This is a genomic window from Siminovitchia fortis (assembly GCF_007681465.1).
GTDB classification, from domain to species: Bacteria; Bacillota; Bacilli; order Bacillales; family Bacillaceae_C; genus Siminovitchia; species Siminovitchia fortis.
The window spans coordinates 7,304-20,074 of sequence record NZ_VEKZ01000067.1; the positions used below are offsets into that span (position 1 = coordinate 7,304).

The 12,771-nt window shown below is 34.6% G+C and carries 16 protein-coding genes; all 16 read left to right on the forward strand.

Annotated elements, in window-relative coordinates:
• The coding region (locus FS666_RS20510; protein WP_186314323.1) for an LPXTG cell wall anchor domain-containing protein at window positions 1-658 on the forward strand (658 nt) is incomplete at its 5' end.
• 131 nt (window positions 659-789) lie between these two features.
• Window positions 790-1,869 (forward strand): hypothetical protein, encoded by a 1,080-nt coding sequence (locus tag FS666_RS20515; RefSeq protein ID WP_144463422.1) that lies wholly within the window; start codon window positions 790-792, stop codon window positions 1,867-1,869.
• A gap of 263 nt (window positions 1,870-2,132) precedes the next feature.
• Window positions 2,133-5,738, forward strand: coding sequence for a hypothetical protein (locus tag FS666_RS16740; protein ID WP_144463423.1), 3,606 nt, complete (start codon window positions 2,133-2,135; stop codon window positions 5,736-5,738).
• Between the two features lie 224 nt (window positions 5,739-5,962).
• The gene (locus FS666_RS16745) at window positions 5,963-6,142 is read left to right on the forward strand and encodes a hypothetical protein (RefSeq protein ID WP_144463424.1); all 180 of its coding nucleotides are present in this window, start codon (window positions 5,963-5,965) and stop codon (window positions 6,140-6,142) included.
• A 38-nt stretch (window positions 6,143-6,180) separates the two neighbouring features.
• The gene (locus FS666_RS16750; protein WP_214285613.1) at window positions 6,181-6,390 is read left to right on the forward strand and encodes a hypothetical protein; all 210 of its coding nucleotides are present in this window, start codon (window positions 6,181-6,183) and stop codon (window positions 6,388-6,390) included.
• Between the two features lie 7 nt (window positions 6,391-6,397).
• Window positions 6,398-6,631, forward strand: coding sequence for a pilin (locus FS666_RS16755; RefSeq protein ID WP_144463425.1), 234 nt, complete (start codon window positions 6,398-6,400; stop codon window positions 6,629-6,631).
• Window positions 6,632-6,716: 85 nt separating this feature from the next.
• Window positions 6,717-6,986: a hypothetical protein gene (locus FS666_RS16760; RefSeq protein ID WP_144463426.1), complete on the forward strand. Its 270-nt coding sequence runs from the start codon at window positions 6,717-6,719 to the stop codon at window positions 6,984-6,986.
• A 26-nt stretch (window positions 6,987-7,012) separates the two neighbouring features.
• Window positions 7,013-7,216 (forward strand): hypothetical protein, encoded by a 204-nt coding sequence (locus FS666_RS16765; protein WP_144463427.1) that lies wholly within the window; start codon window positions 7,013-7,015, stop codon window positions 7,214-7,216.
• Window positions 7,217-7,284: 68 nt separating this feature from the next.
• Window positions 7,285-7,944 (forward strand): hypothetical protein, encoded by a 660-nt coding sequence (locus FS666_RS16770; protein WP_144463428.1) that lies wholly within the window; start codon window positions 7,285-7,287, stop codon window positions 7,942-7,944.
• Window positions 7,945-7,978: 34 nt separating this feature from the next.
• Window positions 7,979-9,013: a hypothetical protein gene (locus tag FS666_RS16775; RefSeq protein ID WP_144463429.1), complete on the forward strand. Its 1,035-nt coding sequence runs from the start codon at window positions 7,979-7,981 to the stop codon at window positions 9,011-9,013.
• Window positions 8,970-10,421, forward strand: a complete 1,452-nt coding sequence (locus FS666_RS16780; protein ID WP_244943942.1) for a toprim domain-containing protein — start codon at window positions 8,970-8,972, stop codon at window positions 10,419-10,421. Before FS666_RS16775 ends, FS666_RS16780 begins: the two co-directional genes overlap by 44 nt.
• Before the next feature lie 102 nt (window positions 10,422-10,523).
• Window positions 10,524-10,946, forward strand: a complete 423-nt coding sequence (locus FS666_RS16785) for a hypothetical protein (RefSeq protein WP_144463430.1) — start codon at window positions 10,524-10,526, stop codon at window positions 10,944-10,946.
• 15 nt (window positions 10,947-10,961) lie between these two features.
• On the forward strand, window positions 10,962-11,258 hold the full coding sequence (locus tag FS666_RS16790) for a hypothetical protein (RefSeq protein WP_144463431.1): 297 nt from the start codon (window positions 10,962-10,964) through the stop codon (window positions 11,256-11,258).
• Between the two features lie 16 nt (window positions 11,259-11,274).
• Window positions 11,275-11,631: a hypothetical protein gene (locus FS666_RS16795; RefSeq protein WP_144463432.1), complete on the forward strand. Its 357-nt coding sequence runs from the start codon at window positions 11,275-11,277 to the stop codon at window positions 11,629-11,631.
• 69 nt (window positions 11,632-11,700) lie between these two features.
• Window positions 11,701-11,979: a hypothetical protein gene (locus FS666_RS16800; RefSeq protein WP_144463433.1), complete on the forward strand. Its 279-nt coding sequence runs from the start codon at window positions 11,701-11,703 to the stop codon at window positions 11,977-11,979.
• Between the two features lie 12 nt (window positions 11,980-11,991).
• Window positions 11,992-12,711: a hypothetical protein gene (locus tag FS666_RS16805; protein WP_144463434.1), complete on the forward strand. Its 720-nt coding sequence runs from the start codon at window positions 11,992-11,994 to the stop codon at window positions 12,709-12,711.
• Window positions 12,712-12,771: the final 60 nt, after the last annotated feature.

A 12,771-nucleotide genomic window follows, 5' to 3' on the forward strand; every position in this document is an offset into this window, starting at 1 on the left:
AGAGAAACCTGAACAACCTGCTGAACCGGAAAAGCCGGTAGAGAAACCTGAACAACCTGCTGAACCGGAAAAGCCGGTAGAGAAACCTGAACAACCTGCTGAACCTGAAAAACCAGTAGAGAAACCTGAACAACCTGCTAAACCTGAAAAACCAGTGGAAAATCCTAAACAACCTTCTAAAGCTGAAAAACCAATGAAAAAGCCTGAACAAGAACAAGGAGCTAAAGTAAGCGGAAAACCTGGGTCTAAGTTCAAAGGGGAGACTTTGCTAACAAGTAAAGTATCTGAACAGGCAAATGTCAAAGATGATAGAAAAGAGGGTAAACCTTTGCCAAATGTTGGTACAAGCATCTATAACATGATGCTAAAACCCGAAAATCCTACTGAACGCCAATTTGTTGTTAAACCAGTAGAAGAACTGGGAACTAAAGTAAGCGAACAACCTGCGTCAAAGTTCAAAACAGAAACTTTGCCAAAAACAACAAATAGCGTTGAAAATGAAGCGTCTGAACAGACAAATGTAAAGTCCCAATATGATGAAAAAGAGGGTAAACCTTTGCCAAATACGGCTACAAACTTCTATAACATGATGCTAATAGGAGCAGTGCTAGTGTTGACAGGAGGGGGATTCTTCTTATACCGAAGAAAACAGAGCTAGTATAACTAGCTCTCTCCCTTATTCATAAAGCACATACATAAGGTTTAACTATAACTATGAAACTATTTATAGTCTTTCGATACAAGGATAATAGACACTAAAAACGATGATTAAAAAGGGGAGGATTAATCATGTTTAAAAAGGTGTTAGGGAGTATAGCTGTAATAGCAATATCGTTGGGCTTGATATTGCCACATAATGATGTTAAAGCAAATGGTGTAGGTAATTGTTCAATAACAATTGATGCTAATAGACATGTCGTAGGTAATGAAGCAGATGCCACAGGTGCTTGTAAAGGGTATGTCGTCGGATATGTAACCCCTAGTGGGAAGGCTATGGTAGTAGGTGCTGTCTCTAAGCCAGTAAGTAATGGAGAAGTCGTAAGATACTCTTCCGTTAATGGTGAATTTGATTTAAGTGTTACAGTTATCCCTAAAAAATCTGAACCTGCGCCTGCGCCGCAACCAAAGCCGGCACAACCAAAACCGCAACCTACACCAAAGCCGGCAGAACCAAAACCTACACCGCAACCAAAACCAGCACCAAAGCCGACCCCAGCACCGAAGCCGGTGGAATCAAAACCAGTGGAGTCAAAGCCAAAACCGACACAACCAAAGTCGCAACCGAAACCTGTAGAAGCAAAACCGACACAACCAAAACCGCAACAATCAAAGCCGACTCAACCTGCCCAACAACACAAGCAAGGGGTTGAAAAGTCTACTAATACTAACCAGAAGAAAAGTAATGACAACGATAGTAGAGGAAGTAATGGCAGTCCGGCTAGCCCAAATAAAAATTCAACAAATTCAATATCTGCTCAAAAAACAAATAATAGTACAAATAGTACAGATAAAAAAGTAAAAGATTCACATAAAGATGATAAACAAAGTTCAAAAAATCTTTCTGTAGCGGAATTAAAAGATAAAAATGCAGTAATTAGTAAAGAGGGAAACAAACATTTTGCAATCTTTGAAGATGAGGATGGAAAAGAAGTTAAGCAAGAAATATCTAAGTTAGAAGCTGAAAAGTTACATGACGAATCTTTAAAAAAGGATGATAAAGATGCACCTGCTAGTGTTTCTTCTAATGATGATAATATAGAAAAAAATATTTCCAACAAAGCAACCAGTCCTTTTATTATCCTTGCGATCGGTCTTGGTTTGCTAATTGTAGGTGGTGGAATATTTCTTTACTATAAAAAGAAGAAGTAATTTAGTGACAATATTAGGGCTAACCTTTAGGGGTTAGTCTTTTTGCTTGGTCGGAATGATACTTTTATGATACTTTCGTGATACTGTTAGGATACTATTTAGATACACTATAGAGACTTTTTTGCTAAAAAAACATGTTATATTGGTAATGTGAAAAAATCTTAAATTGGATAACTTTAAATTTACTTGGTCAAAAAATGCTAAAACTTCCTACACGGTTAGGGAGTTTTTCTTTTTATTACATAAGGAAAGGAGAAGTGTGATTGGAGACTGTGAAAGTGAGAATGATATTATATAGTTTCGTCATTTTTGCCATGGGAGTTAGTTTCTTTTTTGGAGAATCGAAAGTCAGTGCAAATGCACATCCTTCCATTCAATTGCGTGATGGTAACGCTACATGGGCAGATGGCGGTTATAGACCAAGTAAAAATGCGGGTGGTGCAAAAACATGGGCGACCGATGTGAGTCCATCTGTTAAAACGGCTTGGGAGAAAGGCGATATTGATAGGGGAGGTAAATTCCCTAAGAGACTGTATAGTGTTGATAAAGGAAACCGTTTCTTTTATGACGTTTATGAGGGAAGTACAGATCATGACTTTAAGCAAGGTTGGCAAATAACTAAGTCAGGTGGAGAGGATTTTTTCACCTTTGATGGATGGGCGGCGATTGATGGTTATTACCACCATGATGTGCATAACACCGCTACCTATATTGGTGTGATAAATAAAACAGACAGGAGTGATAGGAGGGTTTTTAAAACTCGCCTTACTAATTTAAATGCTGGCAAGGATTTAGAGTGGAATAAACAGTCTAATACTGGATCAATTAGAAATAAGTGTCCAAACACTGGGCAAGATTCTCTTAAAAGGAATCGTGAAGAGTGTAATATGGAATATAAGTGGGTTGGATTTCGTGCATATATTCCATTAGCAGAATTGTTTAAACAAGGTAATGAAGTTTGGGAATTTTATATCATCAAAGCGGTTAAGGGTATGGAAGGAGGTACTAGATTAGTTTATGATGAACTAATTTTACCTTTTGAAAAAGGAGGAGTGGATTGGAATGATGGTCAACTAACATTAACAAGTGGTAGTGATTTAAGATGGATGACAATGACAAACCCAAAGGTCATCAAAAGAACTAAACCTAGAAGTGCCGAAACAGGTATTGGCGGGGTAGGGTATTTTGATGAAGGGGAAACTTATCAGTGGATTCATCAAAGTGAAAGTGCTGGTACAACAGTTTGGCATGGTTTGAAAGTTCCTAATGAGAATCCATCTACTAGATATGCTAGTTCAGCATATCTTCAATTTGGAGGAAATATTGCTACACTGTCATGGAAAAAAACACAGGTAGACGTTACTGTGCATCATAAAGATTCAAGGACTGCTACGATAGTGCGTACAGAGAGACTAAAAGCTCCTTATAATAGTGCTAATAATTATACTTTAAGACCAAAAACAAAAGGTAATTTAATTGATCAAAATGGCAAGGAAATAAAAAGCAGGAATTTTAGTTATGTTGCTGATCCTTCGAGAACTAGTCAAACAATTACAAGAAATAGAATAACGGGCAATTTTACAGTTACATTTACTTATCAGGCATATGTAGATGTAGTTATAAATCATATTGATAAAGGTACTGGTGAAGTGCTTGCTACTGAACAATCAATAGCGCAATACAATGATCCTTATACGGTTAACCCTAAACCACGTGGGCATTTCAAAAATACTTTTGGTTATCCTTATGTTGCTGTTACTGATTCTGTAAAATTCAATAATTTAAGAGGAACAGAAGAAGTATTGTCTGATGGCAGAAAATTGAGAAAACAAACAATCAATATCTATTATAAACCTGTCCTACCTGACCCTTCACGTGTGGTTGAAGTGGGTGGTGGAAGAAATACTCATGGACATGCAGAAGGTCAATCGTTTTGGGAATTGCGTAAGGAGAATGTGAATGAAAAAAGTAAGTTATATGCCGAAAGTAACTATACGATAACGGGCACTCATTATGCTACAAGAAATGAAAAACACACATTAAATTTGGATACACGTAAAGAATCGTCAACTGACCCAATCGCTCTAATTGCTAAGGCTTCCGATTTTAAAAATAAAAATATGGAATATGATTTTGAGTATGAGTATACCAATCATTTTGATGTAAGTTATTTCTGTTCTGAAAAAATCGGAAATGATTGTGTGGAGTGGAAACGAGACAAAATTGTTCCGGCATGGCAAGCTCCATATGGAAAAAAATTCAAACTATCTGAAAGCGAAGGTGGCTTCTCATATTATACAACCAGTCGTTTAGGTAGGATAGTTAATGAGAATGTGATTATTTATAATGAACCTACAGATAAAACAGGAGTTAAGGCAGGAGACAGCTATGGATATACGTATTTTATTAAAGAAAAAGCTGTAAGAGGTAATGATGTGTATTACCGCCTGTCGAATGGTGCAAGTGCTGAAATGTTCCCAGAAAAAGCAATTGGATGGGTTAAAGAAAATGATTTAATGACGTATACTCATTTCGGCATGGATAGACTAAAAAAGGTTATTACCCTCAACGGTAATGGAAACTCTTATACTAGAGCGTGGGGGTGGACAAAGCAACAAGTGCATGATCTTTCAAGGTATAAGGGAGAAGAGTTCCATGTTAATTTAACCGAAACAGTAGGAGACAACATATGGTATAGAGGAAAAATTAATGGAACAGGAAGTGACATTTGGGTTCATCAAAATCATACGAATTCCATTGAAGTAATTAATGTTAAGCCGACTAGCGAAAATTTAATAAAGCGAGGTAATCAAGCTAACATTTTACAATTAAAAATGGATCACCGGCATGGTGAGACAATTAAAAAAGAAAATATTGTTCAAATATTAAACGAAAGACTCTTAGTGGGGCGTAGTGATTCATTTACTGAAGCTACAAGGGAGAAAGAGAACTATTATGAGCGTTTTGAAAAATTAGATAATCTCATGAAGCCCACATATGAGTTGAAAACACAATCTGCTTTAAATGTTAAGCCTGATTCCTTGAGGTATTTTGTACATGTGCCATCAGGCAATCATAAGAAAAATGGTTTTACCGTGCTACAAAAGGGAAACATTCATGGGCATTATTATCCTGTGGATGTCGATGAAAGTTTGAAAGAGGATTTGAAAAATAGTACGGAACGAAGTGATTTGGGAAAATATGCGTTCTTCTTGCAACAAAGTGAAATGCGAGATAGAGGTATTCAGGGGGGCGATCGTGTTTATGATATGGATTTTGTCAGCGATTATTTCTTTGTGGCGAAAAGAACAGGTTTTGTTACCGTGTTCCCTTACGCATACCAGCTTAACAGACACTTTGTGCATAACGATACAAAACCTACAGAAAAACTTGCTGTACAATTAACCAAAGATAAAATGGCTAGGGATTATTTCAAACATACAAGTTATGATTTTAAGGATGAAATCATCGGGATCAACGGGGAAGGGTTAGATAATATAGAAAAATTACAAAGATATTATGTTCCTATCGATCCAGCATCAGAACTAAAGCCGAATGAGGTTTACACAAACCATATATTCTTGAAAAACATTGGCTTAAATGATGTTAATTGGGAATATGGTCAGAAATTTTCGTTTGAACATTATTTATTTGGTTCAGGTCACGATGACGCTTGGTTAATTGAACAATCAGAATCAAAAATAAGTGATTTTTCAGAACGTGATGTTCATTCTATTGTAATTAAGCACACGGAAAAAGAGGGCATCGTAAATTCAATTAAGGAAAGACCCAAACAAAAGTTGCATCAATTTCGAGTTGCTGATTTAGACTTTTTTAATAAGATTAGGGAAGCTATTGAAGGGTTCTGATTGATAGATAGCCATTTGCTTTTTATGACAAGAAAATATTTATGACGTTATCAAGTAATCGTTTTGAGTCTAACTAAAATAGTTAGGCTCTTTTTTTATGGGAATTGTGGATTTAAGGCAGGTTCAACTCCTGTCGTTCCCGAGAAGTCATTTTGTTTTTGAAAAACCCTTTCTAAAAGTGAACTTTTAGAAAGGGGATTTTCTTTAAAAGGGGGTGAAAGACATTGGATAGCCATAAAGGAGCAATCACATTGATACTTGTTGTCTTAATCATCTTTGGGATATTTGTTGCATTTGCAACAGGTGTATTCGATCCAATTATGACGAAGATTAGCAATGGTTTTAGCAACATGGTGGATAGTGTCTTTAGTGGTTCAGGTATGAATTGGGGAGGTGCTAAGTAACAAATTAGCACCTTTTTTTATTAAAGGGGTGAAAATGGTTGAATTCGGAACAAGTTCAAGTGAAAAAACGAAAGGTTACTAATAGTAAACCTTCGCAATTCCGTGAATTTGAAAAGTTGGCGAAGAGCATTTTGGAAGGTAAGGGAATTTCCTACTTTGAATGGCTACACGAGAAACATCAGGAACTTATAAATGATTTTAATGTTGAAAATATGAAAAAAATTAGTGAATTAGCAAGAGAGGGGTGATTAATGGATGAATGAGGTCATCAGGACAATTACAAATATCACGAACGGAATTAAGCCTGTCGCACCTGTTTTGGCAGGCTTAATTCTTGTTGTTATTGGATTATTGTGGACTTTTGCAAAAGACCCACAAAAAAAGGAAATGTATACGGGGTGGATGATTAACGTTGCTATTGGATTTGGAATTGTTTATTTAGCAACATATCTCGTATCATGGTTGGGCGGTAGAGTAGTAGGTTTCTAAGATTGGTGAGGGTGATATGAAGTGGGTTCCACTTTATATCACTCTCTTTTTAATTATAATTATTAATTTAATGAGGTGGATTTTGATGAGTAATCAAACAAATAGCATTGATAAAACAATTCAAGAAGATATAATTCAAGAAGATATGCAGGGAAATGACATAGTATATTTTGTATCTTATTACCATTCAAGAGGTATGGGTAATGCGGAAGTAATCATGAGCGATTATATTATTAATGTTAATCAAGTGGGGAGTTTACAAAAACTAATAGAAGAGGAATATAAGGTGAATAATGTAACAATTATTAATTTTTTTCCACTGCGGTTAGAAGAAACGGCAGAGAACCGAGATTAGGGTGAAAGATAGGGAGAGGTGTATTAATGGAATATTTAAATTTAGCTGGTTATTTTATAGCTTATTTGATTTCTATAGGAATTGCTCTTTTGTCATTAATCATTGTATTAGTTGGAGGATTCGATTTATTTAATCTTTTGCATGGAAAAAAAACTACTCATTTATCTAATTTCCTTCTTAAAATAAAGTTGGAGTGGTTAGCGAAAAAAATGGATTTTAAAGAGATTTAAATTAATCCGATGAAATGATAGCTATTCTAAAACGATATTGAACAGGGGTGTTGTAGAGGGGTGGTTCGATGAAAGAAAGAGATTTGTTTGAGCCTGTTAAAAAGCTACTGGAAGAAAAAATGTACTGTAAAGTCTATGCTGAAGTAGCAAACTTCGATGTAGTTGGTCTTGGCAACTCATATGGCATTGTTGTTGAGATGAAAAGAAAACTTACTTGGAAGCTGATTGAACAAGCCCAGAACGCAATAGGATTAGCCGACTATGTGTTTATTGCTATCCCAAAGCCCAAAACAAATGGAAATAGAGTGGCAACTAGATACCTAAAACAAGACGGTATAGGGGTCATTTATATTGATGAAAATTGTGCATATGTACATTCCTGGGGAAAAAGGCATAAACCCAGCAGGTCATTAAGAGATTATGTTTTACCTCATCATCGTCTTACGACTGGTGGAGTAAAAAGTGGCGAGGGTGTTACTGAATACTCGATTACGATTGACAACATAAAAGATTGTTTAAGGTTCCGTCGTAGTAATGAAGGTTGGATGACAGTAGATGAAATCTTAGAACAGGTTCAAACTCACTACTCTAATCCAAAACCATCAGTTATGGCTACCCTACAAGCACACTGGAATAAAGATTGGTGTGAAACGAAAGTGGAGGGGCGTAAGAGATATTTTAGGTTAAAAAGAAAATCAGTTAAAGAGGGTATAAGTCATCAAGGCTGAAAGTTTGGCTTTTTAATTTAAAGGGGGTGTGTCTGTGAGAGAGTTAATGATCCGTTTTATTGATGATGGTGAAGTGTTTAATGAAATAGACGAAACTAGAAACTATTATTTGAGTGAAGCTGAATCCATTGTTGAAAAAATAAAGGTTCGATTAACAAATGAAAAGAGGGTGTCCAGTCCAAAGGGGTTTGAGTGTTGGGTCGATGGGAAACAGTTGATTATCTCATCCGTTCGATTTGAAAACGGCCAATCCTTGGAAGAACAGTTAAAACAAACGATATTGGAGCATAAAGAGTGGGAAGAAGATCTTAAAAATAAATATATCAATAAGATTAACGAATATGCTTCTAAAGAACGAGAGTTAATGGTACACAGGGAATTTAAAGCCTTTGTTATCCGGTTTGACCAATATATGGGGAATCCCAAAAATGATCCCTTTCCTTTGTTGTTAAGGCTTGAGAGACTAAAAGATTTGTTTGATGGGATTTTCGTAAATATATCTTCTGGATTTTATTCAGAATTAGAGGTGATTATGGGTTCTATAAAAGAGTCCTTTCAAATCATAGTTAAACAAACATATGACGAATTATCAGAGCAGGATCATGAAGAATATGAAGGTAGTTGGTCTGACTTTTTAAGGGTAAGAGTCATTACTTGGTTAGGGAACGATGAGAACTTTAATAGATTTAAAAACTATCTGATAGCGCATTATGAATCTGTTCCAAAATCTAGGATTCGGGCTATTTATCCAAGGTATGAACCTTTTCAAGAAATGCAGGACTATTTATTTTCTACTTTTGCAAAAACGCAAAGTTTCGATGAAGCTTACCGATTGAGCAATGAGTTAATCCAGTCATTTTATGAAAAATACGATGATATACTTTTTGGTGGTTTTGCGATTAAAAATGATGACATGGTAAAATCATTAATTTTTAGCCCTGTTGTTAAGAATTTCTTTGAAGTAATTGAGAAGAGAAAAGAAGAAACACTTCCGAAAGACTCGAACATTGATAAGGGAATGGTTGATGATGAGGAAGAGTTGGAAAGCGCAGAAGAAATTAACGTTTAAAACGATAGAGGATGCACTCAATGAACTTAACGCTCAAGATAAAGGGCGTTATTTTTTATGTACATGTCCTGAATGTCAAAGAAATGAAGCTTTTATTTATAAAAACAATCTAAATTTTATTCAATGCAACCGTGAAAACTTCTGTGGTGAAAGGATGATATTGCAATTCAAGGAAAAAGTAAGCGAAGCTTCATATAAAAAACAGAAAATACATGAAGAATATCCTGAATTAACGGAAAAACAAGTTGAAGCATTAAATTGGACAAATAAAGTATTTAAGCATGTTCAAAAATATTTCGAGAGCGAAGCACTCGATAATGGTTATCGTGGCATATCAAAAGATATTGCCAAAGAGTTTATTGTCGATTTTAAAAATGAAAAATTTGTGGCTTTTTTGTTTAGTAAGATGGAGCCTTTACTTGGTAAAGATTATTCAAAAAATGAATGGATGTGTAAACGGAATTTAGTGTTTCCAGTATATGGGCAAGACAATAATGTTGATCGAATATTATTGCGTTCCAGCATTGAACCGAATATTGAACCTAAAGAAATACAATTAATTGTAAATCCTTCAAAAGAAACGAGGGATTTTTTTATTTCTCTACCTAACCAATCTAAAACACTCGTTATAACAGAAGCAGTATTGGATGGATTAAGTTTTAGAGAAATTGATCCTAGTGTGGGGTTTATCGCATTGACAGGTAGTGCTAAAACGAGAAATATTAAAGATTTTATTAGTCGAAAGAAACGATTATTTCAAGACAAGGACATTGTTTTGGCAATGGATGATGATGTTGCTGGTTGGAGGGCAAATGCTGAAATAATGACAGCGTTAGAAGAAAATGATATTTTCCATTATCAGATATTCTTATATCCCAATGGGATAACCGATTCCAACGAATTATTAAACGAGAATAGAGTTGGCTTCAAGGAAAAATTTCACCAAGTAAAACAATCTTTTAACCAAAACAGCCGTGATCTAATAGATGTAGAACATGATGCAGAAACAGTTGTAATCTGCAATTCACGATTGGATGCAGTATCTTTTAAGGCGATTGATTCAAATGTAGGAGTTGTTGCATTAGAAAACAATAGAGGAAATCGTTGTGCTGAAATTACAGAGTTTATTCTGGAAAATGAGCAATTGTTGAGAGGAAAACAGATAGTCGGAGCTTTTCCTGATAATCTCGACAGAGAATTTAAAAATGTAACAAATGTGATAAAGGCATTAGATTTAGAGTATCGTCAATTTGATTACCCTAATCAAGCGGAACCCCCTTATGTGAAAAATCTATACGACTTTTTAAGGAGAAATGATAGAGAATTTAAAAGAAAGTTTCTTGAAACACTTTCAGCTTTTGAAAAGCGAGATAAGAAAATGGCACGGGGGAAAGAATTTTTTCGATAGTTTAGTTATTAAAATTTGAATTAATCACATTTATTAAAGGTTATTGAATGGATAGCCTTTTTTATGTGCATTAGTTCGGCGTGAAAAAGGGGTGGTACGAGTATGATGTCACCGTTAAAATGGATATTTGCATCCATTTTAGTAATAGCACTTGTTTTAGGGATTGCCTATGCTTCATCAATACAAAACATAAATACAAACACTGTAACAGATATTGAAGTGTTAGCAGATACGATAAGTGCTGGAACAATAAGAAGTGAAATGAATGAAAATGGAAAAGTCAATGAGCAGTTTTTTGATAAAGATGAATTGATAGCGAATTTGACAGCGAAAATAGTTTCTGTACAAAAAAATCATCCTTATGATATTCATTTTGACTATGTTTTCTTTGATAAAAATGGACAAGTAACTAACGTTGATAAGGAAATTAGAAGTGTTCAATTTCGGATTCAATATGTTAATGAAAAAGGAGAAGTAAAAGCCACTTCTGAAAGGCATTTAGCTATAAATCAATTAGGAGAGTAAATGGGGGATTTTAAAATGAAAACGATAGCAAACTTTTATTTCTTAGAAGATGGAAAATCTACTGTCAACTTTTACAATGGTTCATTAGTAGAGTTGTTAGAAAATAAATTAGACGTTGATGTAAATAAACTTAAAAGGGCGTTCTTCGTAGCAAAAGTTGTTCCAGTATTTGTTTTTTGTGGTGCATCAGTAGTTACACAAAATGTTGGAAAAAATAAGGTGTTCTCTTATGAAGTACATGTAGAAGATGAAGAAAGTTTCTTTAGAAATATGAATGAATTTATTGAGAGTTTTGTTAACCAACATTTGTAAAGGGGGGTAAAAATCATTGAGTGAGATAAAAGGGGCTATCTTTTCAATGGCGATTTTTATCGCATTTATTGTACCTATATTTTTACAAGTAGGTATAGGAAGCGTGCATCAACACGCTTTTATGAAAATTACTACAGAGGTTACTTCCATAGTAAAGGAAGAAGGCGGAGTGACCGATAAGGTGAACAATATAGTGCGAAACTTGAATGACAAAGGATATACTATAACGTTTAAAAACGATTCAGGAGTGCCGGTTCATGGTAAGCGACCATTCGGAGAAACAATCATCATTGATTTTGATTATAAATACAAAAATGTTCGTGGCGAAGAGAATTTAAGTACGAATAATGTTGTGTCTGTAGCAAGAAGATGAATTGCTGAATTATAGAAAGGTTGCTAAAATAAAGTGATATACTCTTTTTTTAAAAGGGGGATTTATGTGTTGAAAACAAGAAATGATTTTTCAAGCAAAGATGCATATTTAGAGTACACTCGTTCTTTAGATTTCTTGAAAAATTATTCGATAGAAGGAAAAACAGCAAAACAAATACAAGAAGAAATGCTTATAGACGAAGATTTGTTGCACTATGTTGAAAAAGCATTAGAGGTTCTCAAAGAAAAAAATAAAATGCGTGGCATTGATATGATTTACCTAGTTGATCAGTATGTTATTGAAGATGAAGATTATGAAGATTGGTTAAACTCGATGGAACATCAGTAAAGAAGGTGGACTATGAGTTTTAGACATTACTATAAGTCGGGAGATTTAATTAGGTATTATGACTTTTTTTCAAAGAATAAAGATCATCACAAACCAAGACCTGCAATGGTATTAGGATATAACAAGAAAAACAATAGTGTTTTTGCAGTGAGAATAACATCCAAGGGGGGGAGGACAGAAAAGCCTGATTATAAAGAGTTGGGTGATGAAGTTCGAGTTCCAAAAGGGATTGTTTATAACGATAAACCGTTATATGGGGTCATAAAAACAAACAATATAATTGAAATAAAAAGAGACAGGATCACTTCTACACTTGATGTTTTTCCTTATCAGACAAAATTGGAAGTTTTACAAGTGTATGAAAAGTTCAAGAATGAAGATTGGTACAAAGAATTTTTGGAAGCTTCCAATTTAGATTATAAACATATAATAGAACGTTATAAAGAAAACCTAGTTGCCGAAAAACTAGGATTTTTTTATTGTCACGGAAGTAATGAAAATATATATGAATTCATTCAGGATACCCCTTTGAGGATTCATAATATCCAATTACTCGAAAAAAAGGGAAGAACGTCTATTTTTGGTGTCTTATTTAATAAAAAAGGAAAAATATATGATTACAATATAGCAACAAAAAAACCGTTGCAAAAAATAGTGCATGATTGGAGTGGAAATAAAAAGGTAAGTGAATGGTTGCGTGAAGATGAAAAATTTCACATCCTTATGAAGTGAAGAAGGACATAGGTTAGCTCCACCTCTGCCATCTTTTTGACCCACTTGGGACAAGAAATT